This is a genomic window from Streptomyces sp. NPDC043853 (assembly GCF_056436025.1).
Genome location: NZ_JBWKDJ010000002.1, coordinates 78,950 through 104,150 on the forward strand (window position 1 = coordinate 78,950; position 25,201 = coordinate 104,150).

Sequence of the window (25,201 nt, forward strand, 5' to 3'; positions counted from 1 at the left end):
CCGCGCACCGGCCGGGGGCGGCGCGCTGCCCGTTCAGCGGCAGGCAGCCCGCCGCGTCACCCGGACGCGAAGGCGACCCACGCCGTCTTGCCCACCGGTTCGTCGAGCACGCCGAACTCATCGGCGAGTTCTCGCACCAGCCAAAGCCCTCGCCCGGACTGGGCGTCCCACGCGGTGCACTGGACGACAGGGAGGCCAGGGCCCGTATCTCGGACTTCGATAACCACCCGGTGCGGCTCACGTACGAGACGGACGCTGAAGTCCCGGCCGGGCGGGGCCCCGTGCAGCACCGCGTTTGCCGCGAGCCCGGAAGCGCAGAGACGCATGTCGTGCCACCGGTCTCTGATGTCCCAGCCCGCGAGGGTGTCGCCTGCGAAACGCCTGGCCGCGCCGACAGAGACCCGGGCTCGCGGAAATCGTTCCTGACGGGAAGCGTGCATCCACACCACCACCTTGACACCGAGTCTTCGGGAAGACACAGACCGTAGCGCTATTCGCATATAGCAGCAAGGTTGCCCCTGTACGGCAGTCGCCGCCCCCCGGTCACATACCGTGGGGTGGCAACAACGGGCAGACGTACGGGAGGACGACCGTGAGCGACAGCGGATGGATCAGCACCTCGATGCCGTACTTGGTGCCGCGCGCAGCCGGCGACCCTGACGCCTGGACCACCGAGGCCGCCGCGCACGGCCGCCACGGTGCCCAGCGGATCGTGAGGGCGGGCGAGGTGTCCGCCCCCGCCGAAGTCGCGGCACTGCTCGGGGTGGAAGCCGGCCGGCCCGTCGTGGTCCGGCGCCGGGTGATCGAACTCGACGGCGAACCGAACGAGCTGACCGACACCTACTACCCGCAGGACGTCGCGGCGGGCACGCCGCTCGCCGGTACGGCGAAGATCCGCGGCGGAGCCGTTTCCCTTCTCGCCTCACTCGGGCACATCGGTGTCCGGGTCACGGAGCACGTCTCGGCCCGGATGCCCTCCAAGGAGGAGCGCGAGCAACTCAGGACGGCGGACGATGAACCGGTTCTGCGGATCAGCCGGGTGACGTATGACGCCGCGGACCGTCCGATCCAGGCCGATGTGATGCTCATGCCCGCAGCCCGTCAGCAGCTGCGCTACGAGATCAGGATCGGATGAATCCCTTGGCCGTGACAGAAGAAGGATCGTCGGACCCCCGCCCCCTGCACGCACGGATCGCTGCGGATCTACGGGCAGAGATCATGAGCGGTCAGCTCCCGGCCGGGGCCAAGCTGCCCTCGACGAACCAGCTCAAAGCCCGCTTCGACGCCTCCAACGCGACCATCCAGAAGGCGCTTCTGCTCCTCAAGACAGAAGGACTCGTCGTCGGCCGTGCCGGAGCCGCAGTGAGCGTGCGCGAGAACCGGCAGCGGACCGTGCGGCCCGCGGAATCGTTCGCCACAGCGGTTCCGGGAGACCGGTTCCCCTGGCTGCTGAGGGCGGCGGAGCAGGGCGGTGCGGCGCACAGCGCGCTGCTCGCCGTGGAACGGACGCAGGTGAGGGGCGATATCGCGGCGGCCCTCGACATCGCGGACGGCGGCACGGTCGTGCTCCGGAGTCAGCTGATCAGCATCGACGGTGAGCCGGCCGAACTGGTCAGCTCCTACTACCCGCTGAACGTGGCACACGGCACCCCGCTCTCCGAGAGCCGCAAGATCCGGGGTGGTACCCCGACGCTGCTCCGGGAGCTCGGCCACGCACCCGGCCTCAGCGTGGACCGCGTCACCGCTTGCACAGCAACCCAGGAGCAGTACGCGGCACTGCGCCTGCCCGGCGACCTGCCCGTCCTGCGTACGCTCCGCACCGTGTACACGGCGGAGGGGAAGCCCGTCGAGGTCACCGTGATGGTGAAGGCCGGGCACCTGTACGAGCTCCAGTACGAGTTCGCTCCGGAGTGACCGCCCCGTGGCGCGGACACGCCACGGCGCCCGTCATCCCTGGTCGGGGACATGACGGGCGCCGTGTCGGAGTTCCGCACGCCGTTGTACGGACCGCATGAGGGGTCCCCGGCCGGAGCCGGAGGGGTACTGCAAGATCCCGGTGTCCCGGGGCGGGAGGCCCCAGGGCAACGTGACGGTCGGATCAGACCGCGATCGCGCGGTCCGTCGGCTTGACCGGGTACGGGAGGGTGCTGGATCCCGTCAGGTAGCGGTCCACGCCGCGGGCGGCCGAGCGGCCTTCCGCGATGGCCCACACGATCAGGGACTGGCCGCGGCCGGCGTCGCCGGCGACGAAGACGCCGTCCACGTTGGTCGCGTACGAGGCGTCGCGGTCGATGTTGCCGCGCGCGTCCAGGTCCACGCCGAACTGCTCGACGAGGCCGTTGGCCTGGTCGGTGCCGGTGAAGCCCATGGCCAGGGTGACCAGCTGGGCCGGGATGACCCGCTCGGTGCCCGGCTTGGTGGTCAGCTTGCCGTCGATGAACTCGACCTCGACCAGGTGCAGCGACTGGACGTTGCCGTCCTCGTCGCCCTCGAAGTGGGTGGTGTTGACGGAGTAGATCCGCTCGCCGCCCTCCTCGTGGGCCGAGGTGACCTTGTAGAGCATCGGGAAGGTCGGCCAGGGCTGGGAAACCGCGTTCCGCTCCTCGTTGGGGCGGGGCATGATCTCCAGCTGGGTGACCGAGGCCGCGCCCTGGCGGTGGGCGGTGCCCACGCAGTCCGCGCCGGTGTCGCCGCCGCCGATGACCACCACGTGCTTGCCCTCGGCGGTGATCGGCGGGGCGACGAAGTCGCCCTCCTGGACCTTGTTCGCGAGCGGCAGGTACTCCATCGCGAAGTGGATGCCGTTCAGCTCGCGGCCCGGGACCGGCAGGTCGCGGGAGACGGTCGCCCCGGCGGCCACGACCACCGCGTCGAAGCGCTTCCGCAGGTCGGTCGCGGTGATGTCGCGGCCGACCTCGATGCCGGTGCGGAACTTGGTGCCCTCCGCGCGCATCTGCTCGATGCGGCGGTTGATGTGCACCTTCTCCATCTTGAACTCGGGGATGCCGTAGCGGAGCAGGCCGCCGATGCGGTCCGCGCGCTCGTACACCACCACGGTGTGGCCGGCCCGGGTCAGCTGCTGGGCCGCGGCCAGGCCGGCCGGGCCCGAGCCGATGACGGCGACGGTCTTGCCGGACAGGCGCTCCGGGGCCTGCGGGGTGACGTCCCCGTTGTCCCACGCCTTGTCGATGATCGAGACCTCGACGTTCTTGATGGTGACGGCCGGCTGGTTGATGCCGAGCACGCACGCCGACTCACACGGGGCCGGGCACAGACGGCCCGTGAACTCCGGGAAGTTGTTCGTCGCGTGCAGCCGCTCGGAGGCCGCCGTCCAGTCCTCGCGGTAGGCGAAGTCGTTCCACTCGGGGATCAGGTTCCCCAGCGGGCAGCCGTTGTGGCAGAACGGGATGCCGCAGTCCATGCAGCGGCCGGCCTGCTTGCTGATGATCGGCAGCAGGGAGCCGGGGACGTAGACCTCGTTCCAGTCCTTGAGGCGCTCCTCGACGGGACGGGAGCAGGCGGTCTGCCGCGGGGTGGTGAGGAAGCCCTTCGGGTCAGCCATGGGTCGCCGCCTCCATCATCTTCTCGGTGGTCTCGGCCTCGGAGAGACCGGCCAGCTCAGCGGCGTCCTTGGCGGCGAGCACTGCCTTGTACGTGGTCGGGATGATCTTGCTGAACCGGGCCGCCGCGGCGTCCCAGTCGGCGAGGAGCTTCGCGGCCACCGTCGAGCCGGTCTCCTCCTCGTGGCGGCGCACCACGTCGTGCAGCCACTGCTTGTCCTCGTCGGAGGGGGCCTCGACGGCGTCGAGGTTGCCGACGTTGACGCTGTTGCGGTCCAGGTCGATGACGTACGCGACACCGCCGGACATGCCGGCCGCGAAGTTGCGCCCGGTCTCGCCGAGGACGACCGCCGTACCACCGGTCATGTACTCGCAGCCGTGGTCGCCCACGCCCTCCGAGACGACCAGCGCACCGGAGTTGCGGACGCAGAAGCGCTCGCCGGTGCGGCCGCGGAGGAACATCTCACCGCTGGTCGCGCCGTAGCCGATGGTGTTGCCGGCGATGACCGAGTACTCGGCCAGGTGGTCGGCTCCGCGGTCGGGGCGGACCACGACGCGGCCGCCGGACAGGCCCTTGCCGACGTAGTCGTTGGCGTCGCCCTCCAGGCGGAGGGTCACGCCCTTCGGGACGAAGGCGCCGAAGGACTGGCCGGCCGAGCCGCTGAAGGTCAGGTCGATGGTGTCGTCGGGCAGGCCCGCACCGCCGAACTTCTTGGTGACCTCGTGGCCGAGCATGGTGCCGACGGTCCGGTTGATGTTGCGGATCGCGACCTGGGCGCGGACCGGCTGGGCCTGCTCGGCGGTGGCGGCGGCCAGCGCGTCGGCGGCGAGCTCGATCAGCTCGTTGTCGAGGGCCTTCTCCAGGCCGTGGTCCTGGGCGACCAGGGCGTGGCGGACCGCGCCTTCCGGCAGGTCCGGGACGTGGAACAGCGGCTCCAGGTCGAGGCCCTGCGCCTTCCAGTGGGTGACGGCACGCGAGGTGTCGAGCAGCTCGGCGTGGCCGACGGCCTCCTCCAGGGTGCGGAAGCCGAGCTCGGCGAGGAGCTCGCGCACCTCCTCCGCGATGAACTCGAAGAAGTTCACCACGAACTCCGGCTTGCCGGAGAAGCGGTCGCGGAGGACCGGGTTCTGGGTGGCGATGCCGACCGGGCAGGTGTCCAGGTGGCAGACGCGCATCATGACGCAGCCGGAGACGACGAGCGGCGCGGTCGCGAAACCGAACTCCTCGGCGCCGAGCAGCGCGGCGATGACCACGTCGCGGCCGGTCTTGAGCTGGCCGTCGGTCTGGACGACGATCCGGTCGCGCAGGCCGTTGAGCAGCAGGGTCTGCTGGGTCTCGGCGAGGCCGAGCTCCCAGGGGCCGCCCGCGTGCTTGAGCGAGGTCAGCGGGGAGGCACCCGTACCGCCGTCGTGGCCGGAGATCAGGACCACGTCCGCGTGCGCCTTGGAGACACCCGCGGCGACCGTGCCGACGCCGACCTCGGAGACGAGCTTCACGTGGATGCGCGCGACCGGGTTGGCGTTCTTGAGGTCGTGGATCAGCTGGGCCAGGTCCTCGATGGAGTAGATGTCGTGGTGCGGCGGCGGGGAGATCAGGCCGACACCCGGGGTGGAGTGCCGGGTCTTGGCGACCCACGGGTAGACCTTGTGGCCGGGCAGCTGGCCGCCCTCGCCGGGCTTGGCGCCCTGGGCCATCTTGATCTGGATGTCGTCCGCGTTGACCAGGTACTCCGAGGTGACGCCGAAGCGGCCGGACGCGACCTGCTTGATCGACGAACGGCGCGCCGGGTCGTACAGGCGCTCCGGGTCCTCGCCGCCCTCACCGGTGTTGGACTTGCCGCCCAGCTGGTTCATGGCGATGGCGAGGGTCTCGTGCGCCTCCTTGGAGATGGAGCCGTACGACATGGCACCGGTGGAGAAGCGCTTGACGATCTCGGAGACCGGCTCGACCTCGTCGACGGAGATCGACGGGCGGTCGGAGGTGAAGCCGAACAGGCCGCGGAGCGTCATCAGGCGCTCGGACTGCTCGTTCACCCGGTCCGTGTACTGCTTGAAGATGTCGTAGCGGCGCTGCCGGGTGGCGTGCTGGAGGCGGAAGACCGTCTCGGGGTCGAACAGGTGCGGCTCGCCCTCGCGGCGCCACTGGTACTCGCCGCCGATCTCCAGCGCGCGGTGCGCCGGGGCGATGCCGGAGGCCGGGTACGCCTTGGCGTGGCGGGCGGCCACCTCCTTGGCGATGACGTCCAGGCCCGCGCCGCCGATCTTGGTGGCGGTGCCGTGGAAGTACTGCTCGACGAACTCGTCGTTCAGGCCGACGGCCTCGAAGACCTGGGCGCCGCGGTAGGAGGCGACGGTGGAGATGCCCATCTTGGACATGACCTTCAGGACGCCCTTGCCGAGGGCGTAGATCAGGTTCTTGATGGCCTTCTCGGGCTCCAGGCCGGAGAGGAAGGTGCCGGCGCTGAGCAGGTCCTCGACCGACTCCATCGCCAGGTACGGGTTGACGGCCGCGGCACCGTAGCCGATGAGCAGCGCGACGTGGTGCACCTCGCGGACGTCGCCGGCCTCGACCAGCAGGCCCACCTGGGTGCGCTGCTTGGTGCGGATGAGGTGGTGGTGCACGGCGGAGGTGAGCAGCAGCGACGGGATCGGCGCGTGCTCGGCGTCCGAGTGGCGGTCCGAGAGGACGATGAGGCGGGCGCCGTTGGCGATGGCGGCGTCGGCCTCGGCGAAGATCTCCTCGATCCGGGCGGCGAGGGCCTCGCCGCCGCCGGAGACCCGGTACAGGCCGGACAGGGTCGCGGCCTTCATGCCCGCCATGTCGCCGTCGGCGTTGATGTGGATGAGCTTGGCCAGCTCGTCGTTGTCGATCACCGGGAACGGCAGCATCACGTTGCGGCAGGACGCGGCGCTCGGGTCCAGCAGGTTGGCCTGGGGGCCGATGTGGGAGCGCAGCGAGGTGACGAGCTCCTCGCGGATGGCGTCCAGCGGCGGGTTGGTGACCTGCGCGAACAGCTGGGTGAAGTAGTCGAACAGCAGCCGGGGGCGTTCGGAGAGCGCGGCGATCGGCGAGTCGGTGCCCATGGAGCCGATCGGCTCGGCGCCGGTGCGGGCCATCGGGGCGAGGAGGACGCGGAGCTCCTCCTCGGTGTAGCCGAAGGTCTGCTGGCGGCGGGTGACCGAGGCGTGGGTGTGGACGATGTGCTCGCGCTCGGGGAGGTCCTCGAGCTCGATCTCGCCGGCCTCCAGCCATTCGGCGTACGGGGCCTCGGCGGCGAGCTGGGACTTGATCTCGTCGTCCTCGATGATCCGCTTCTGGGCGGTGTCGACGAGGAACATCCGGCCGGGCTGCAGGCGGCCCTTGCGGACGACCTTGGCCGGGTCGATGTCGAGGACGCCGACCTCGGAGCCGAGGACGACGAGGCCGTCGTCGGTGACCCAGTAGCGGCCCGGGCGCAGACCGTTGCGGTCGAGGACCGCGCCGACCTGGGTGCCGTCGGTGAAGGTGACGCAGGCGGGGCCGTCCCACGGCTCCATCATCGTCGCGTGGTACTGGTAGAACGCCTTGCGCGCCGGGTCCATGGAGGTGTGGTTCTCCCACGCCTCGGGGATCATCATCAGCACGCTGTGGGGCAGGGAGCGGCCGCCGAGGTGGAGGAGCTCCAGGACCTCGTCGAAGGAGGCCGAGTCGGAGGCGTCCGGGGTGCAGATCGGGAAGATCCGCGAGAGGTCCTTGCCGTCACCACCGCTGTGCCCATTGTCGGCGGAGCCGAACAGCTCGGAGGCCAGCTGGGACTCGCGGGCGCGCATCCAGTTGCGGTTGCCCTTGACCGTGTTGATCTCGCCGTTGTGCGCGACGAAGCGGTACGGGTGGGCGAGCGGCCAGCTCGGGAAGGTGTTCGTGGAGAACCGCGAGTGGACCAGGGCGATCGCCGAGGCGAAGCGGCGGTCGGAGAGGTCCGGGAAGAAGGGCTCCAGCTGGCCGGTGGTCAGCATGCCCTTGTAGACGATGGTGCGGGAGGACAGCGAGGGGAAGTAGGTGCCGGCCTCGCGCTCGGCGCGCTTGCGCAGCACGAAGGCCTTGCGGTCCAGCTCGATGCCCGTGGTGCCGTTGCTCACGAAGAGCTGGCGGAAGGCGGGCATGGTGGTGCGGGCGCCGTTGCCGAGGAGGTCCGGGGTGACGGGCACCTCGCGCCAGCCGAGGACGGTGAGGCCCTCCTCGGCGGCGATCGCCTCGATCTGCTCCACGGCGACGACCTGTGCGTTGTCGTCGCCGGCGAGGAAGGCGATGCCGACGGCGTAGGCGCCGGCCTCGGGGAGCTCGAACCCGGCGACCTCGCGGAGGAACGCGTCGGGGATCTGGGAGAGGATGCCCGCGCCGTCACCGGAGTCGGGCTCGGAGCCGGTGGCACCGCGGTGCTCGAGGTTCCGCAGGACGGTCAGTGCCTGCTCGACGAGAGTGTGGGTCGCCTCGCCGGTGAGGTTCGCCACGAAGCCGACGCCACAGGCGTCCTTCTCGTTGCGCGGGTCGTACATGCCCTGGGGGGCGGGGCGACCGTCCATGGGCGACCAGGCGGTGCTGCTGAGGCCGGTCGCGGAGTGCGTGGATGCGGAACGCATCGGCTCTCCCGTCGTCGTCGTGGCATAAGTGCTTGCCGAGGGACGACGTTGGCCCTCTGCGAAATTTCGTGCAGGTTACATGATGACTGCAATCCCGCGAAGCGGATATCGCGTTCCAGCATGCGGACATGCGCGAGGCAGAAAGAAAGGAGACCTTCGCGGGGAGTGTCGACGGGTCTTTGGCGACGTTCGGAGGGTCCCGGCGCGGGGCGGGCATCCTTGCCCGCGCCGCCACGGTCTCATGCCCGGTGGATACGGAACCGAAACCACCGGGAAACACACCACATGCGACCGTGTACTTATGTGGGGTCGCGCATAGTGTCTCACCCCCGGCCGCGTCAGCCTATGGACGAACCGATCCAGGTTCCCAGGATGTACGTCACACCGGCCGCCGCGCCACCCAGCACGAGCTGGCGCAGTCCGCTGAACCACCACGAGGCCGCGGTGACCTTCGCGACCACCGCGCCGCACAGGAAGAGCCCCACCAGGGCCAGCAGCACGGCCGGCCACAGGACGGTCGCCCCGAGCAGGTAGGGCAGGACGGGCACCAGCGCGCCGAGCGCGAACGAGCCGAACGAGGACACGGCGGCGACCAGCGGCGAGGGCAGGTCGTCGGGGTCGATGCCGAGCTCCTCGCGGGCGTGGATCTCCAGCGCCTGCTCGGGGTCGCGGGAGAGCTGCATGGCGACCTCGCGGGCCAGCGCGGGCTCGACGCCCCGGGAGACGTAGAGCTCGGCGAGCTCCTCCATCTCGTCGACCGGGTGCTTGCGCAACTGCTGCCGCTCGACGTCGAGTTCCGCGAGGACCAGTTCCCGCTGGGAGGCGACGGAGGTGTACTCGCCCGCCGCCATGGAGAAGGCGCCGGCCGCGAGTCCGGCGAGGCCGGTGATCACGACGGTCTGCGGCGCGACCGCGCCTCCCGCCACGCCGGTCATCAGGGCGAGGTTGGAGACCAGGCCGTCCATCGCGCCGAACACCGCCGGCCGCAGCCATCCGCCGTTGACGTCGCGGTGGGTGTGGTTGGCACGGTGCGCCTCGTGGAGCGGCGCCTCGGTGGTGATGATGGACATGCTGTGCTCCCCTTTCCTGCGGAGTCCTCTCGGATCCGTCTCGGATTCCCCTCGGCCGCGCGACCGGCCGCGCGACCGGCGCGTGACCGGGCGCCCGACCGGCCTCGTGACCGGCCTCGTGACCGGCCGCGGGCGTGCCGGACACGGGCATGGCAAAACAGGGGCATACCGCGCAAACCGCACGGCCCCGGTGCGGGCCGACCGGCCCCCCTGAACACCTCGAAACTACGCACGATTTCCGGCGGCCGCCAGCAAGGAAGGCCGTACTTACCTGCGGTTTTGCACTTCGGCGACCGGGTGACGAGCGGCTTCCGGGGGTGTTTCGCGACAACCGACAAACGACATGCCATGGCACAAATCCCCCAAGGGCTCATGATGGGTCCCAACACGTCGGAGAGGCGCGCCATGGAGCTGATTGCATGCGATCCGCAGGTCCTTCTGGAACGGGCCCGGGGCGCGCTTCTGGGCCTCGCGGTCGGTGACGCGCTGGGGGCGCCCGCGGAGAACATGAAGCCGTCCGAGATCCGCGCGCGGTGGGGCCGGATCGAGGGCTTCGTGGAGGACGATCCGGCGGGTACGGACGACACCGAGTACGCCATCTTCTCGGGCCTGTTGCTCGCCCGGCACGGCAGCGCGCTGACCGTCGCGCACGTCGAACGCGCCTGGCACCACTGGATCGCGGACCTCGACGAGGGCCCGTTCCGCGGCGCGGGATTCAGCGAGCGCGGCACCCTGGAGAACCTCCGGCGCGGTCTCGCCGCCCCCATCTCCGCCCAGCACCGGCACGCCTGGTCCGACGGACTGGCGATGCGGGCCGCGCCCTTCGGGGTCTTCGCGGCCGGACGACCCGCCGAGGCGGCACGGCTGGTCGCGATCGACGGCACGGTCAGCCACGACGGGGAGGGCATCTACGGCGGCCAGGCGGTGGCGGCCGGGGTGGCCGCGGCGATGGCGGGCGGCTCGCCCGCATCGGTCGTCTCGGCGGCCCTGTCGGTCATCCCCTCCGACTCCTGGACGGCCCGCTCCCTCCGCCGCGCGGTGACGGCCGCCCCGCGCGGCGAACGGGCGGTCCGCTCGGCGGTGGTCATCGGCGGCTACCCGTGGACGGACCTGGCGCCGGAGGCCGTCGGACTGGCCTTCGGCGCGTTCGCCGCCTCCGGCGGCGACTTCCGCGCGTCCGTCCTGACGGCGGTCAACATGGGCCGCGACGCGGACACCACGGCGGCGGTGGCCGGCGCCCTCTCCGGCGCCCTGTCCGGCAGCACCTCCGTTCCCGCCGACTGGGCCGTCGCCATCGGCCCGGTCCGCGGGACCTGCCTCCCCGCCATGCGCGGCTACCACGTCTTGGACATCGCGGACCTCCTGACCCCGGAAAGCGAGGCAGGCGCATGACCCCGCTCTACGACCCCGCCGAACCGCCTTCGAGGCCCAGCCCCACCGGAACGGGCACCCGACCGGAGCCCCCCGAACCGGCGACGGGGCCGGAAACCGCCACAGGCCCGGCCGAGGCCCGGCCCGACGAAACGACGGCCCGGCCGCAGACCGCCGCGGGCACGGGCGAGGCCCGCCCCCCTATGCCCGTGACCGGCCCCCGGGCGGAGGCCGGGGCAGGCCTGGCACGGCGTGCGGGGGGATCCGGGGGGTCCGGGGGCTCGCCCCCGGTTTCGGGAAGGGGCGGGGTGGGGGAAAACACCCCCTCGCCGGCCGAGTGGCAGGCGGCCACGTCCGGCACCGCGCCCGCCCGAGCGGCACAACCGGCGGCGGGGCACCCGTCGGCGACGCCGGCAGCGGCGGCCCCGCCGACAGCGGCGCAGCCGCGAGGGCCGGCCGCGACGCCCGGTGCGGCAATGGCGCAGCACGCACCCCCGGGCGCAGGGCGGGCAACCGCCGTACAGCAAGCGGCGGAGCGGGCAACACACGGGCCGCGCCGCATCGAGGGGCTGCTGCTCGGGCTGGCCGCCGGGGACGCCGCCGGGTGGCCCGCCGCCCGCCACCGCGCGATCCGGATGCCCGAGTGGACCCGCCGGCTCACCCGCGAGCTCGACACCTTCGCCGAGCAGAACGCCACCACCACCCTCCCCGTCCCGATCGCCCTCAACCAGCCCCCCGAGCCGCTCCGCCTCGGCCCCTCCGACGACGCCGAGTGGGCGGCCTTCGCCGCCGAGTCCGTGCTCACCGCCGCCGGCGTCCTGCTCAGCGACCTCAGCCGGTCCCGCCGGATGCGCGCCGCCATCGACCTGGCCTGGAACGCGCTGGCCTCCGAGGTCGCCGCCGCCGCGGAACGCGCCCCCGAGGTCGAGTCCGCGGTGGTCCCGCTGCGCGCCCGGATCTCCGTACGGGCCGGGCTCGGCAACCTCGCCGCCGGCCTGCGCCCGCCCGCCACCGGCCACGACAACCCGCACTACTTCGACGACGCCGCCTGCGTGCGCGCCGCCGTACTGGCCGTCGTCCACCCCGGGGACCCGTCCGCGGCGGCGGACCTCGCCGAGTTCGACGCCCGCTACACCCAGGACGGCGACGGCGTCCACGGAGCCCGCGCCATGGCGGCCGCGGTCGCCGCCGCGCTCGGCGGGGCCGAAGTCGACACCGCCGTCGACGAGGCCCTCGGGCAGCTGCCCGGCCCGACCGAGATCGGCCGCAACGCCCGGCACGCGGTGAAACTCGCCCGCGCCGCCACGGAAGGCGCCTTCGGCCTCGTCCCCACCCTGGAGCACGAAATCGTCGACCACGTCTACAGCTACGGGATCGCCGCCGCCGAAACCGTGCCCGTCGCCCTCGCCCTGGCGACCGCCGCCCGCGGCCGGGCCGCGGAGGCCGTACCGGCCGCCGCCTGCCTGTCCCGCGTCGCGGACTCCGCGCCCGCCCTCGCCGGTGCGCTCACCGGCGCGCTCGGCGGCGGCGGCTCCATCCCCGCCGCCTGGCGCGAGGCCTGCCGGACCCTGTCCGGCTGCGCGCTGCCGCGGCTGGCCGGCACCGACCTGGTGGAGCTGGCCGCGCTGCTCGCCCGTACGGAACTGACCTCGCACCGGACACCCCCGGCAACGCTCGCCGCACCCCCGGCCCCCACCGCGCCACCGACCCCCAAGGGACAAGGAGTCCTTCGCACATGACGCCCACTCTGGAGGACAAGGCGACCGGCTGCCTGGTCGGCGCCGCCGTCGGCGACGCGCTCGGCGGCCCCGTGGAGGGCTGGTCCCCGGACCGGATCGTGGAACGGCACGGCGGCCGGGTGCACGGCATCGTCGGCCCCTGGTACGAGGACTGGCGCACGGCCCGGCCCATCGCCCCGTACCACAAGGGCGACGGACACGTCACCGACGACACCCTGATGACCCACGCGCTGGTCCGGGTCTACCAGGCCGTACGGGACCACCTGGACGCGTACGCGATCGCCGACCACCTGGTCCCGGACCTGATGGGCACGCGCCGCTGGATCCCGGAGCTGGAAGCGGAGGCACTCCCCCTCCAGCGGATCTTCCTGGCCGAGAAGTGGATCGTGGCGCGGCTGCACTACGGGCACGCCGACCCGCGGGAGGCCGGCACCGGCAACATCGTCAACTGCGGCGCGGCGATGTACATGGCGCCGGTCGGCATCGTCAACGCGGGCAATCCGCGCGGCGCGTACGAGGAGGCCATCGAGATCGCCGGCGCCCACCAGTCCTCCTACGGGCGGGAGGCCGCCGGGGTGTTCGCGGCGGCGGTGGCGGCGGCGTGCGCGCCGGGCGCGACGGCGGCGTCCGTGGCGGAGGAGGCCCTCGCCCTGGCGAAGGACGGTACGCGGGCGGCGATCGCGGCGGTGTGCGCGGCGGCGGACCGTCAGGTCTCGGCCGGGCAGCGGGACTTCGAGTCGGCGATCGGCCCGCTGCGGGCGGCGGTGGAACCGTTCGACTCCGTCGGGCCGGACTACCGGACGCCCTCGCTGGGCGCGCGGCGGCCGTCGCGGCTGCACTCGATCGAGGAACTGCCGGTGGCGCTGGGCATGCTGCTCGTCGCCGACGGGGACTACGCGACGGCGGTGCTGGGGGCGGTGAACTACGGCCGGGACTGCGACTCGATCGCGACGATGGCCGGGGCGCTGGCGGGGGCGCTGGGTGGTGAATCCGCCGTCCCGTCGGGCTGGGTGAAACAGGTCGCCGAGGCCAGCCGGCTCGATCTGCACGGGCCGGCGGCGGCGGTCGCGGAGGTCGCGCGCGAGGTCTTCGCCCGGGACCGCGCGCGGCGGCGCCTCCACGAAGCCGCGTTCGCGGCCCTGACGGAGCCCCGGTGACCCGGCGGGGCCCCGCGGGGCCCCCGCCCGCCACCCCGGCCGCGGCGGCGGCTCCGGCCCTGGCTGCCGCCGCCGGCGCCTCGGGCACCGCGGGGCCCATCGCGGCTCCCGCTCCGGCCTCGGGCTCGGGCTCGGGCTCGGCCCCGGCTGCGGCTGCGGGCGCGGGCGCCCCGGGCTACACGGGGCCCACGCCGTCGCCGCCCGCGGGCGCTCCCGGCCCCGCGGCACCCGCCGGCCCCGCTCCGGACGCCGGGGCCCCGGGCACCGCCGCGGCCGGCCGGCCGCGTGAGTCGACCGACGGCCGAACCGATGAGCGGGCAGGGCCGGGGGCCGTACGGCTCACCTGGGTGCAGCCCGAAGACCTCGTCGGGCACGAGCTGCGGCAGGCGGCCGAGGACGGCCGTGACGCAGGGGCGCAGCTGCGGGCCTGGCTCGCGGCGGGCGGCCGGCTCCCGCCGGAGCGGGCCGGCGCCTCGCCGGAACCGGCCCCGCCGCAGCTCCGCGCGCTGGCGGAACGCTTGCTGGACGAGCTGGCCGCCCTCCCGGTCCCTGCGGGGCATTCCCCCACCCCGCCCCTTCCCGAAACGGGGGCTGCGCCCCCGCCCCCCTGTGGGGGCTCCGCCCCCACACCCCACCCGGGGCTCCCCCAACCGGGGCTCCGCCCCGAACCCCAACCGGGGCTCCGCCCCGAACCCCGCACGGAGCTCCGGCCCGCACCCACCACGGGACCGAGCCCCACACCCAACCCGGAGCCAGGCCCCACACCCCACCAGGGGCTCCGGCCCACACCACCCACGGGTCGCAGCCCCGGGGGCCCGGCTGCGCAGGGGGGAGGGCGCCGGGGCTCCGGCCCGGCACCATGGGCCGGGGCGGAACCATGGGCCGGAGCGGCTGCCGCAGGCGGGGGGCCGGGGGCGGGGCCCCCGGTTTCGGGAAGGGGTGGGGTGGGGGAAGGGGGCCCAGGGCTCGACCCCGCACGAGAGCGGTGGCGCCGCACGGCCGGGGGCTCTGCCCGGGGCCGTCCCGCCGACGGGACCACCTGCCCTCCGGCCGACCACGGGAACAGCTTCCGCCGAGCCACGAGCGCGGGGCCCGGCGACGACCACGGCCGCGGCCCGCGGGGAGCGTTCGTCGCACGGCTCGAAGCCGCCTGGCTCGGCCGGGCCGTGGGATGCCTGCTCGGGAAGCCCGTCGAGAAGCTGCCGCTGGACGGGATCCGGGCCCTGGCCACGGCCAGCGGCAACTGGCCGCTCGACGACTGGTTCACCGCCCGCGGCGTCCCGCCGCACCTGCTGGCCGCGCACCCCTGGAACCGCCGTTCCGCCACCACCTCCCTCGCCGAGAACATCGACGGGATGCCCGAGGACGACGACCTCAACTACCCCCTCCTCAACCTGCTCCTCCTCCAGCGGTACGGCCGCGGATTCCACACCGCCGACGTCGGCCGGCTGTGGCTCGACGAACTGCCCGCCGGCCGGACCTTCACCGCCGAGCGCGTCGCCTACCGCAATCTGCTGCTCGGCCTCGAACCCCCGCTCACCGCCACCTACCGCAACCCGTTCCGCGAGTGGATCGGTGCCCTCATCCGCGCCGACCTCCACGGCTGGACCAACCCCGGCGAACCGGCCCGCGCGGCGGCCCAGGCCGACCGCGACGCGGCACTCAGCCATACCGGCAACGGCCTGTACGCCGCCCGGTTCGCCGCCGCGACGATCGCCGAGGCCGCCTCCGGCACGGCCGACGTGCACGGCGCGCTCCGGGCCGGCCTGGCCGTCGTACCGGCCGGGTCGCGGCTCGCCGAGGCCGTCCGGTACGGGATCGGGGCCGCGGCGCGCCGTGCGGGCCTGGACTTCGACCCGGTCGTGGACGATCTGCACCGCCGCTACGGGCACTATCACTGGGTGCACGCCGTGCCCAACACCGCGCTGATCGCCGCCGCCCTCACCCACGCCGAAGGGGACTTCACCCGCTCCGTGTGCGGGGCGGTGTCCGGCGGCTGGGACACCGATTCCAACGGGGCCACGGCCGGCAGCGTCGCCGGGCTGCTGGCCGGCGCGCCGGACCGGCTGCCGGACCGCTGGACGGCGCCCCTGAAGAACCGGCTGGCCACCACCGTCCCCGGCTTCGACGGCATCGGGTTCGACGCCCTGGCGCGGCTCACCGCATCCCTCGTGTCCCCCTCATCCCCCGACCACACGCAGGAGGAAGCCCACTCATGACGGGCAGCAAAGGCAACAACGGCAACGGCATTGCCGTGCTCGGCAGCACCAACATGGACCTCGTCGCCTACGTCGCCAAGGCCCCGCGCCTCGGGGAGACCGTGACCGGCCGGGAGTTCCGTACCGTCCCCGGCGGCAAGGGCGCCAACCAGGCCGTCGCCGCGGCCCGGGCCGGCGGGTCGGTGACGATGATCGGGGCGGTCGGCGCCGACGAGTTCGGCGTACGGCTGCGCGCGTCGCTCTCCGCGGCCGGGGTGGACACCGACGCCCTGCGCACCGTCGAGGGAGCCAGCGGCACCGCACACATCACGGTCGACGACGAGGGCGGCAACGCGATCGTGGTCGTCCCCGGTGCCAACGGCCGCGTCACCGGCCTGGAGGCGGGCGACGAGGCCCGGATCGCGGCGGCCGGCTCCCTGCTGCTGCAGCTGGAGGTGCCGCTGTCCGCGGTCACCGCCGCCGCGCGGGCCGCGCGGGCGCACGGCGTACGGACCGTGCTGACGCCGGCTCCGGCCCAGCCACTGCCGCCCGAACTGCTCGCCGCCGTCGACCTGCTGGTGCCCAACGAGCACGAGGCGGCCGCGCTCACCGGGCTGACCGACGCACGGCAGGCGGCGCAGGCGCTGCTGCACGACGTACCGGAGGTCGTGATCACCCTGGGCGCGGCGGGGGTGCTGTACGCGGCGCGCGGGCGGGAGCCCCTCGCCGTGCCCGCGCCACGGGTCCGGGCCGTGGACACCACGGCGGCGGGCGACACCTTCGCCGGTGCCCTCGCCGTGGCCCTCGGCGAGGGCCGCCCGGTGCCGGAGGCCCTGGCCTGGGCCGCGGCGGCGGCCGCGCTGTCCGTGCAGCGGCCGGGAGCACAGGACTCGATGCCGGCCCGGCCGGAGATCGACGCCGCGGCGGCCGCGTTCGCGGCACGGCGCGGCGAGGAGGGCGCATCTTGAAACCTCCCCTCCCTGAAGGGCGGGGATCCTGGCTCACTTTGCCTGACCATCAGCGACGGGCAGGGTTTACAAGATCGGCACTAGCCGGGTTGAGGCCAGGTCCGGGACTCCGAGGTGATCGCGGTGGAGGACTTCCGGCCGCGCTTCCTGGCGAAGAGCAGCATGGCCCGCAAGGCGGCCGACGCCGCGATCGGCGCCACGCGCTGGTCGAGATGGCCCGCAAGCACGGCCCAACGACACCGCCCCCACTCCGCCTCCAGCACAGCGCGGGCAGTGGACGACACACGAAGCCGGAAGGTGTACCGGGCGTGCCCGGCCACCTCCCCCGGCCATCACCGCTGTCGTCACATTCGGAACCTAACAGCCGCCACTGACAACGGAAGAAAGTACAGGTCCCAGCTGATGCGCAGAGAACTCCGCCGCCCCGCGGCTCCACCCCCAGGACCCATTCCTCCCCGCCCTGAAGGACGGGGCCTCCTGCGAGAAATCAGGTGAACCCCGCCCCGCCCCGGCCCCCCGTCACGGGCGAGGCCGGGTCCCCCGGCCCGGACGGGCGCCCCTCCCCCGGCCCGCTCGACGGGCTCCGCGTGCTGGACCTCGCCACCCTCTTCGCCGGTCCGCTGGCCGCCACCCTGCTCGGTGACTTCGGCGCCGAGGTGATCAAGGTGGAGCACCCGCGCCGCCCCGATCCCTCGCGCGGGCACGGGCCGGCCAAGGACGGGGTCGGGCTGTGGTGGAAGCTGCTCGGACGGAACAAGCGGACCATCACCCTCGACCTGTCCGCGCCCGGCGGCCGGGACACCCTGCTCAGGCTGGCCGCGACCGCTGACGTGATCATCGAGAACTTCCGGCCCGGGACCCTGGAGAAGTGGGGCCTGGGCTGGGCGGAGCTGAGCGCCGCCAACCCCCGCCTGGTGCTGGCCCGGGTGACCGGCTTCGGCCAGACCGGCCCGTACGCCCGCCGCCCCGGCTTCGGCACGCTCGCCGAGGCGATGAGCGGTTTCGCCGCGATCACCGGGGAACCGGACGGCCCGCCCACCCTGCCGCCCTTCGGACTGGCGGACTCGATCGCCGCGCTGACCGCCGCGTACGCGGTGATGACGGCCCTGGCCGGGCGGGACCGCACCGGCTGCGGGCAGGTGGTCGACCTGGCGATCATCGAGCCGATCCTGACCGTGCTCGGCCCCCACCCGCTCTGGTACGACCAGCTGGGCTACGTCCAGCCGCGCACCGGCAACCGGTCCACGAACAACGCGCCACGCAACACCTACCGTTCCGCGGACGGGCGCTGGCTCGCGGTGTCCACCTCGGCGCAGTCGGTCGCCGAACGGGTGATGCGCCTGGTGGGGCGGCCGGAGCTGACCGCCGAGCCGTGGTTCGCGACGGGCTCGGGGCGGGCCGCGCACGCCACGCTGCTCGACGAGGCCGTCGGCGGGTGGATCGCCCGGCACAAGGCGGACGAGGTCCTCGCCGCCTTCGAGGAGGCGGAGGCCGCGGTGGCGCTGGTGTACGACGTCCGGGACGTGATGGCCGACCCGCAGTACGCGGCCCTGGACACGGTGACCGAGGTCGTCGACCCCGAACTCGGTCCGCTGCGGATGCAGAACGTGTTGTTCCGGCTGTCCGGTACTCCCGGCGGCATCCGCTGGGCGGGCCGCCCGCACGGTGCGGACACCACGGCGGTGCTCACCGAACTCGGCCTGTCCGAAGGGGACGTGGCCCGGCTCCGGGAGGAGGGAGCATTGTGATCCTGACCTGGCTGTACGTCCCCGGGGACCGCCCGGAGGTGGTGGCGAAGGCGCTCGCCTCCGACGCGGACGCGGTGATCGTGGACCTGGAGGACGCGGTGCCGGCCTCGCGGAAGGAGTACGCGCGGGCGGCGACGGCGGAGCTGCTGACGGCCCGGCCGCCGAGGCCGGTCCATGTCCGCGTCAACGCCCTGGACTCGCCGTGGGCGGGTGCGGACCTCGCCGCCCTGACGGGCCTGCGCGGTCTGGCGGGCCTGCGGCTGCCGAAGGTGACCGCGCCCGAGCAGATCGTGCAGGTGGCGCACCGGACCGGCGGGGTGGCCCTGTACGCGCTGCTGGAATCGGCGCTGGGCGTGGAACGGGCGTACGAGATCGCCCGTGCCCACCCGGCGCTGCGCGGGCTGTCGCTCGGCGAGGCGGATCTCCGGGCGGATCTGTGCCTGTCGGGGCCGCTGGCCGACGCCGGTCTGGACTGGCCGCGCTCCCGGGTGGTGGTGGCGGCGCGGGCGGCGGGCCTCGCGCCTCCCGCGCAGTCGGTCTTCCCGGACATCCGCGACCTGGAGGCCCTGGCCGTGTCCTGCGCCCGGGGGCGCGCCCTGGGGTTCCTGGGGCGGGCGGCCATCCACCCGCGCCAGCTGCCGGTGATCGAGCGGGCCTACCTGCCGACCGCCGAGGAGGTCACGGCGGCCCTGGAGGTGGTCAGGGCCGCGGCGGCCGCCCCGGGCGCGCTGGCCCTGGCGGACGGCCGCTTCGTCGACCCGGCGGTGGTGGCCGCCGCGAAACGGACGCTCGCCCTCACCCAGCGGGAGGCCCCGGCACCGCGCTGCACTTCGGCGTCCTGAGGAGGACGACACCGGCGGCGAAGGCCCAGTACACCATCAGCGCGGCGGTCAGGGCGCTGTTGCCCCAGCCGACCGCGCTGTAGAAGCGGGCGGCGTCGGTGCCGAAGTACAGGGAGGGCAAGAAGGCCAGGTTGGCGGCGGCGACGGCGTACGCGGCCAGCCCCGTCCAGCGCGGCAGGACGCCGCTGCGGAGGATCGCGTATCCGGCGGCGGCCAGCAGGAGGGCGGTGAGCAGCCGGGCGGCCGAGCCGTGCAGGAGCATCGCGCCGTGTGCGAGGGGGCCGTCGACGGTGGGGTCGAGGCTCCCGTCCGGGTGCTCCAGGACCACGCCGGCCTCCAGCGAGGCGGCGACCAGGGTGATGGTGACGTAGGCGGTCCCGGCTCCGAGGACGAGCCCGCCCAGGTGGTCGAACCCGGGCGCGGCGGTGCGGATCAGGTGCCGCAGCCCGGCCACGAAGACGAGCAGGGCGCCGCAGGTGAGCAGGTTGAGGAGGATCCGGGTGAGCACGTTCCCGGCGGGCGGTGGCCCCTCGTACACGAAGTAGAGCGGCACCACGACGAGCGCGAGCAGCCCGGCGGCGACCCCCGCCCCGCCGGTGATCCGGCGTAACCGGGCGTCGTGGGCGGCGCTCCCGGGGAGGTCGGTCCTGGGTATGTCATACACAGCCATGTCATCTCTCCGTGTCTTGTGCGTCTCGTGCGTCTCGTGCGTCTCGTGCGTCTCGCGCGATGCCGTCGAGAAGGCGGGCCAGGCCGAGCCGGAGGATCGGGGCGACGTCGCCGTCCTCCTCCTCGTCGAGCCCCGGTCCGCCGATGAGCGAGGTCAGGACGGGGAAGCGGGACGGGTCCAGCCGCTCGGCGAGCACCTGGCCGTAGGCCGCGGCCCCGTCCGGGTCCAGTTCGGTGGCGACACGCGCGAGGTCGCGTACGGCGCCGGAGAGGAAGGTGGCGACCGGGACCAGCTCGCCCGGGCCGAGCCCGGACCGGGCGAGCGGGGCGAGCAGCGCCTCGAACCAGGCGAGCTCCCCCGGGCCGACGGGCGCGCCGGTGGTGGGGGCGCGGAGCAGCCACGGGTGCCGGAGGTAGAGGTGCCAGAGGGCATCGGCCCAGGCTTCGACCTCGCCGCGCCAGTGCGCATCGCCCGCGGCGGGCGGCGGGGAACCGGTCGCGGCGTCGACCATCGCCGCGAGGAGCTGTTCCTTGCCCCCGACGTGCCGGTAGAGGGCCATGGCGGTGCACCCGAGCTCCTTGCCGACGCGCTGCATGGACAGCGCCTCCAGCCCCTCCGCGTCGGCGACGCGGATGCCGGCGAGCACGATGCCCCGCGCACTGAGCCTCGGCCCGGGGACCGCGTCCCGCTCCCCCGCGACCCGCCACAGCAGTTCGGCAATCTCCCTGGGGTCGGACATGGGCACTCCCGCCTCTCCGCGGCCGCGCGTTTACGAGCTATACTGAATTTACGTCATAAACACACGCCAAGTCCAGAGGGGCCCTCGGACGGAGTCCGGAGGGAGGGCGAGGTGGGCGGACATGCCGAAGGGGGGTGCCGCGTCAGCGGCACCCCCCTTCGGGACGTCTGTCAGGCCTGCTTCGCCCCGGCCGAGCCGTCGCTCTCCTTGGCCTCGGCTTCGGCGTCGGACGCAGCCTCGTCCTCGGCCTTCGCGGGGGCCGCGTCCACCGGCTCCGCACCGGCCGGCTTCGCGTCGGCCGGCTCCGCCTTCTCGAGCTTGGCGCCCGCAGTCGCGGCGTTGCCGCCCTCGGCCTTCGGCTTCGTCTTCGCCTTCGCCGCCGCCACCACGGCCTTGATCTGCTCCTCGTCCGCGGCCGCGTCCGTGCCCGCGTCCGCCGACGGCGCCTTGCCCTCCGGCTCGACCACGAGCTCACGCCCCGGCCGGTACTTCGCCGACAGCACGAAGTAGGTCACCGCGAGCACGAAGACCACGATCGCGGTCCACACGTTCAGCCGTACGCCCAGGATGTGGTGGGCGTCGTCGACCCGCATGTACTCGATCCAGCCGCGGCCCGCGCAGTACGCCGCGACGTAGAGGGCGAAGGCCCGCCCGTGGCCCAGCCGGAAGCGGCGGTCCGCCCAGATGACCAGCAGGGCCACGCCGACGCACCACAGGGACTCGTACAGGAAGGTCGGGTGGTAGGTGCCCGCGACCCGGTTCGGGCCCTCACTGATCTCCAGCGCCCACGGCAGGTCGGTGGGACGGCCGTACAGCTCCTGGTTGAACCAGTTGCCCCAGCGGCCCAGCGCCTGCGCCAGCGCGATGCCCGGGGCCAGGGCGTCGGCCCAGGCGGGGAGCGGGATCCCGCGGCGGCGGCAGCCGATCCACGCGCCGACCGCGCCGAGCGCGATGGCGCCCCAGATACCGAGGCCGCCCTCCCAGATCTTGAAGGCGTCGACCCAGTCCCGGCCCTCGCCGAAGTAGAGCTGGTAGTCGGTGATCACGTGGTAGAGCCGGCCGCCGACCAGGCCGAACGGCACGGCCCAGACGGCGATGTCGGCCACCGTGCCCGGCTTGCCGCCGCGCGCGATCCAGCGCCTGTTGCCTAGCCAGACGGCGACGAAGACGCCGATGATGATGCAGAACGCGTAGCCGCGCAGCGGGATCGGTCCGAGATGGATCACGCCGGTCGACGGGCTGGGGATGTAAGCAAGGTCCATGGCAGGTCCGACGCTACCCTGCCGGGCGGTACGCACCGCAACCCGCCCGGCAAGACGAAACCAAACCGTCGCACGGAAGTCCCCCGAGGATCACCCCCGATGGATCAGCCTGTCCCGCGATCAGGCCGTCAGCCCTTGGCCGCCTGCTCCACGGCGGCCTTGAGCTTCTGCGGGGTCATCGGGTTCGCCTGGTCGCCGAAGATGTCCTTGCCGTTCAGCAGGACGGTCGGGGTGCCCCGGAAGTTCCCCGCCTTGAAGGCGTCGTAGGACTTGGCCACCCAGCTGTTGTGGGTGCCCTTCTCCACGCAGGCCCGGAACTCGTCCGTGTCCAGCCCCGGCACCTTCCCGGCCAGCTCCAGCAGCTTCGCGTCCTTGGCGTAGGCGTCCTCGATCTCCGGCGGCTGGTTGACGAAGAGCACGTCGTGGTACGGGGCGAACTTGCCCGCGTCCTGGGCGCAGGCCGCCGCGTTGGCCGCCTTGAGCGAGCCGCTGCCGCGCATGTTGTTGTCGATCAGCGTGACCAGGTGGTACTCGGCCTTGAGCAGGCCCTTGTCCTCCAGCTCGTGGATGACCTCGCGGTAGTTGTTCTCGAAGGACTTGCAGGCCGGGCAGCGGAAGTCCTCCCAGACCGTGAGGGTGGACTTGGCGGAGTCCTTGCCGGTCTGGATGGCGAGCGCGTCCTTGCCGACGGCTCCGGACGGTGCGACGGCCGGGCCGGCCTCGGCGCCGCCGTCGTTCTTGCCCGCATTGGCCGCGATCACGCCGACGACGGCCGCCAGGCCGAGTACGCCGACCACCGTGGCGGTCACCAGGAGGGTCCGCCGGCGCTTCTCCCGGCCCCTCTCCCGTTCCCGCTCCTCTTGGAGTCGCTCCCGGGCCGATCGTTTCGCATCGCGGTTCGCACCGTCGTTCTTCTCGCTCACGTCCCGGCAAACGAAGCGGGGAGGCACCCCAGTGCCTCCCCGCGACCGGTTCCACCCGATCGGGCTACAGAACCCCGTCCGCGCGCGGTCGTGTGAACACGCGTGCGTCAGCAGTCATACGTTCAGCCGCGGCGGACGCCGTCCGCGAGCTCGCCGGCCAGGGCGCGTACGGCGGCCAGCCCGGCCGGCAGGTCGGGCGCGTCCAGCAGCAGCTTCACGAAGGCCGAGCCGACGATCACTCCGTCGGCGAAGGCGGCGACCTCCTTGGCCTGGACGGCGTTGGAGACGCCGAGTCCCACGCAGACGGGCAGTTCGGTGGTGCGGCGGGTCCGCTCGACCAGTTCCTGGGCCTGCGTGCCCACGGACTCGCGGGTGCCGGTGACGCCCATCAGCGAGGCCGCGTAGACGAAGCCGCTGCCGGCCGCCGTGATGGTGGCCAGGCGCTCGTCCTTGCTGGACGGGGCGACCACGAACACGGTCGCCAGACCGTGCTTCGCGGCGTGCTCGCGCCACAGCGCGGACTCCTGGACCGGCAGGTCGGGCAGGATGCAGCCGGCCCCGCCGGCCGCCGCGAGCTCCTGCGTGAACCGCTCGACGCCGTAGCGGTCGATCGGGTTCCAGTAGGTCATGACGAGGATCGGCGCGCCGGTCGCCGCGTACGCCTCGCGGACCGTGCGCAGCACGTCGGCGATCTTCACGCCGCCGCGCAGCGCGATGTCGTCGGCGGTCTGGATGATCGGGCCGTCCAGGACCGGGTCGCTGTGCGGCAGGCCGACCTCGACGATGTCCGCGCCGCCGGCCAGGGCGGCCTTCACGGCCTCGATGCCGCCGTCCACGGTCGGGAAACCCGCCGGGAGGTAGGCGACCAGGGCGGCCCGGTCCTCGGACTTGGCCTTGGCCAGGGTGTCGCTGAGCAGCTGGATGCTGCCGGTCTTGTTCTCGGCGGTGGTCACTTCGACTCCCCCTCGGCCTCGTTGTCGTAGAGCCCGAAGTAGCGGGCTGCCGTGTCCATGTCCTTGTCGCCGCGACCGGACAGGTTGACGATGATCAGGCCGTCCTTGCCCAGCTCCTTGCCGAGGTCCAGGGCGCCCGCGAGCGCGTGCGAGGACTCGATGGCAGGGATGATGCCCTCGGTGCGGGAGAGCAGGCGCAGGGCCTGCATGGCGGCGTCGTCGGTGACCGCGCGGTACTCGCCGCGGCCGCTGTCCTTGAGGTAGGCGTGCTCCGGGCCGATGCCCGGGTAGTCCAGGCCGGCCGAGATCGAGTAGGGCTCGGTGATCTGGCCCTCCTCGTCCTGGAGGACGTAGCTGCGGGAGCCGTGCAGGATGCCCGGCTCACCGGCGGTCAGGGTGGCCGCGTGCTCGCCGGTCTCGACGCCGTGGCCGGCCGGCTCCAGGCCGACGAGGCGGACGGAGGCGTCCGGGATGAAGGCGTGGAACAGGCCGATGGCGTTGGAGCCGCCGCCGACGCAGGCCGCGACGGCGTCGGGCAGGCGGCCGGCGCGCTCCAGGATCTGGCGGCGGGCCTCGACGCCGATGACCCGGTGGAAGTCGCGGACCATGGCCGGGAAGGGGTGCGGGCCGGCGACGGTGCCGAAGAGGTAGTGGGTCTGGTCGACGTTGGCGACCCAGTCGCGGAACGCCTCGTTGATGGCGTCCTTGAGGGTGCGGGAACCCGACTTCACCGCGATGACCTCGGCGCCCAGCATGCGCATGCGGGCCACGTTGAGGGCCTGCCGCTGGGTGTCGATCTCGCCCATGTAGATGGTGCAGTCGAGGCCGAACAGGGCGCAGGCGGTGGCGGTGGCCACGCCGTGCTGCCCGGCGCCGGTCTCGGCGATCACGCGGGTCTTGCCCATGCGCTTGGTGAGCAGCGCCTGCCCCAGCACGTTGTTGATCTTGTGCGAGCCGGTGTGGTTCAGGTCCTCCCGCTTGAGGAAGATCCGCGCGCCGCCGGCGTGCTCGGCGAAGCGGGGCACCTCGGTGAGGGCGCTGGGGCGGCCGGTGTAGTTGACGAGCAGGTCGTTGAGCTCGGCCGCGAAGGCCGGGTCGCCCTTGGCCTTCTCGTACTCGACGGCGACCTCGTCCACCGCGGCGACCAGCGCCTCCGGGATGAACTTGCCGCCGAAGGCACCGAAGTAGCCCTCGGCGTTGGGGACGTGACCCTCCGGGTCCGGGATGAAGAACTGCTCGCTGGACATGGCCAGAACTCCTACGGAAGCGACGGTTGGGAACAACGTATTGCGCCGTCGGCCCAGACGGCCCACACCGGGGCGAAACCACCGTAAACGGGTATCGCCGACCGGCCGGGGAGACCCCGGGTGTGGGTATGCCG

18 protein-coding genes and 2 pseudogenes are annotated in these 25,201 nt (G+C 73.3%); 10 read left to right on the forward strand and 10 right to left on the reverse strand.

Going from position 1 to position 25,201, the window contains the following annotated elements; all coding sequences use genetic code 11:
* Window positions 1–56 precede the first annotated feature (56 nt).
* On the reverse strand, window positions 57–500 hold the full coding sequence (locus AC067U_RS05620) for an ATP-binding protein (RefSeq protein WP_478828362.1): 444 nt from the start codon (window positions 498–500) through the stop codon (window positions 57–59).
* Window positions 501–592: 92 nt separating this feature from the next.
* Between AC067U_RS05620 and AC067U_RS05625 the strand changes: the two genes are divergently transcribed.
* Both AC067U_RS05625 and AC067U_RS05630 read left to right on the forward strand, forming a co-directional pair.
* Window positions 593–1,135: a UTRA domain-containing protein gene (locus AC067U_RS05625; RefSeq protein ID WP_478828363.1), complete on the forward strand. Its 543-nt coding sequence runs from the start codon at window positions 593–595 to the stop codon at window positions 1,133–1,135.
* Window positions 1,132–1,914 (forward strand): GntR family transcriptional regulator, encoded by a 783-nt coding sequence (locus AC067U_RS05630; RefSeq protein ID WP_478828364.1) that lies wholly within the window; start codon window positions 1,132–1,134, stop codon window positions 1,912–1,914. Before AC067U_RS05625 ends, AC067U_RS05630 begins: the two co-directional genes overlap by 4 nt.
* 184 nt (window positions 1,915–2,098) lie before the next feature.
* Here AC067U_RS05630 and AC067U_RS05635 read toward each other — a convergent pair whose 3' ends face one another.
* The 3 genes from AC067U_RS05635 to AC067U_RS05645 all read right to left on the reverse strand — a co-directional run bounded on the left by AC067U_RS05635 (window position 2,099) and on the right by AC067U_RS05645 (window position 9,250).
* A complete protein-coding gene (locus AC067U_RS05635; protein WP_478828365.1) occupies window positions 2,099–3,562 on the reverse strand; it encodes a glutamate synthase subunit beta in 1,464 nt (487 codons plus the stop codon).
* Window positions 3,555–8,123: a glutamate synthase large subunit gene (gene gltB / locus AC067U_RS05640; RefSeq protein ID WP_478828912.1), complete on the reverse strand. Its 4,569-nt coding sequence runs from the start codon at window positions 8,121–8,123 to the stop codon at window positions 3,555–3,557. Before gltB ends, AC067U_RS05635 begins: the two co-directional genes overlap by 8 nt.
* A 395-nt stretch (window positions 8,124–8,518) precedes the next feature.
* The gene (locus AC067U_RS05645; protein ID WP_478828366.1) at window positions 8,519–9,250 is read right to left on the reverse strand and encodes a VIT1/CCC1 transporter family protein; all 732 of its coding nucleotides are present in this window, start codon (window positions 9,248–9,250) and stop codon (window positions 8,519–8,521) included.
* A gap of 405 nt (window positions 9,251–9,655) precedes the next feature.
* Between AC067U_RS05645 and AC067U_RS05650 the strand changes: the two genes are divergently transcribed.
* The 8 genes and pseudogenes from AC067U_RS05650 (at window position 9,656) to AC067U_RS05685 (ending at window position 19,273) form a co-directional block, all read left to right on the forward strand.
* Entirely contained in the window at window positions 9,656–10,642 is a 987-nt protein-coding gene (locus tag AC067U_RS05650) for an ADP-ribosylglycohydrolase family protein (RefSeq protein WP_478828367.1), read from the forward strand.
* Between the two features lie 455 nt (window positions 10,643–11,097).
* On the forward strand, window positions 11,098–12,360 hold the full coding sequence (locus tag AC067U_RS05655) for an ADP-ribosylglycohydrolase family protein (protein WP_478828368.1): 1,263 nt from the start codon (window positions 11,098–11,100) through the stop codon (window positions 12,358–12,360).
* The gene (locus tag AC067U_RS05660; protein ID WP_478828369.1) at window positions 12,357–13,517 is read left to right on the forward strand and encodes an ADP-ribosylglycohydrolase family protein; all 1,161 of its coding nucleotides are present in this window, start codon (window positions 12,357–12,359) and stop codon (window positions 13,515–13,517) included. Before AC067U_RS05655 ends, AC067U_RS05660 begins: the two co-directional genes overlap by 4 nt.
* A 1,130-nt stretch (window positions 13,518–14,647) precedes the next feature.
* A pseudogene (locus tag AC067U_RS05665) lies at window positions 14,648–15,736 on the forward strand (ADP-ribosylglycohydrolase family protein); the annotation flags it as partial.
* Window positions 15,733–16,683 (forward strand): ribokinase, encoded by a 951-nt coding sequence (gene rbsK, locus AC067U_RS05670; protein WP_478828370.1) that lies wholly within the window; start codon window positions 15,733–15,735, stop codon window positions 16,681–16,683. The pseudogene AC067U_RS05665 and the gene rbsK, both read left to right, overlap by 4 nt.
* Window positions 16,684–16,782: 99 nt before the next feature.
* Window positions 16,783–16,913, forward strand: a pseudogene (locus AC067U_RS05675) (RNA-guided endonuclease TnpB family protein); the annotation flags it as partial.
* Between the two features lie 261 nt (window positions 16,914–17,174).
* Complete coding sequence (locus AC067U_RS05680) at window positions 17,175–18,431, forward strand: CaiB/BaiF CoA transferase family protein (protein WP_478828371.1); 1,257 nt, start codon at window positions 17,175–17,177, stop codon at window positions 18,429–18,431.
* Window positions 18,428–19,273: an HpcH/HpaI aldolase/citrate lyase family protein gene (locus AC067U_RS05685; protein ID WP_478828372.1), complete on the forward strand. Its 846-nt coding sequence runs from the start codon at window positions 18,428–18,430 to the stop codon at window positions 19,271–19,273. The genes AC067U_RS05680 and AC067U_RS05685 overlap by 4 nt, the downstream gene beginning before the upstream one ends.
* Here AC067U_RS05685 and AC067U_RS05690 read toward each other — a convergent pair.
* The 6 genes from AC067U_RS05690 to trpB all read right to left on the reverse strand — a co-directional run bounded on the left by AC067U_RS05690 (window position 19,227) and on the right by trpB (window position 25,067).
* The gene (locus AC067U_RS05690) at window positions 19,227–19,943 is read right to left on the reverse strand and encodes a hypothetical protein (RefSeq protein ID WP_478828373.1); all 717 of its coding nucleotides are present in this window, start codon (window positions 19,941–19,943) and stop codon (window positions 19,227–19,229) included. The genes AC067U_RS05685 and AC067U_RS05690 overlap by 47 nt on opposite strands.
* A 1-nt stretch (window position 19,944) precedes the next feature.
* The gene (locus tag AC067U_RS05695) at window positions 19,945–20,682 is read right to left on the reverse strand and encodes a TetR/AcrR family transcriptional regulator (protein ID WP_478828374.1); all 738 of its coding nucleotides are present in this window, start codon (window positions 20,680–20,682) and stop codon (window positions 19,945–19,947) included.
* A 170-nt stretch (window positions 20,683–20,852) separates the two neighbouring features.
* Window positions 20,853–21,944 carry a prolipoprotein diacylglyceryl transferase gene (gene lgt, locus AC067U_RS05700; RefSeq protein ID WP_478828375.1) on the reverse strand — a complete coding sequence of 364 codons (1,092 nt, stop codon included), beginning with the start codon at window positions 21,942–21,944 and terminating at the stop codon, window positions 20,853–20,855.
* Window positions 21,945–22,072: 128 nt separating this feature from the next.
* On the reverse strand, window positions 22,073–22,867 hold the full coding sequence (locus AC067U_RS05705; RefSeq protein WP_478828376.1) for a DsbA family protein: 795 nt from the start codon (window positions 22,865–22,867) through the stop codon (window positions 22,073–22,075).
* Between the two features lie 122 nt (window positions 22,868–22,989).
* Window positions 22,990–23,820, reverse strand: coding sequence for a tryptophan synthase subunit alpha (gene trpA / locus AC067U_RS05710; RefSeq protein ID WP_478828377.1), 831 nt, complete (start codon window positions 23,818–23,820; stop codon window positions 22,990–22,992).
* Complete coding sequence (trpB, locus tag AC067U_RS05715; protein ID WP_478828378.1) at window positions 23,817–25,067, reverse strand: tryptophan synthase subunit beta; 1,251 nt, start codon at window positions 25,065–25,067, stop codon at window positions 23,817–23,819. Before trpB ends, trpA begins: the two co-directional genes overlap by 4 nt.
* Window positions 25,068–25,201 lie beyond the last annotated feature (134 nt).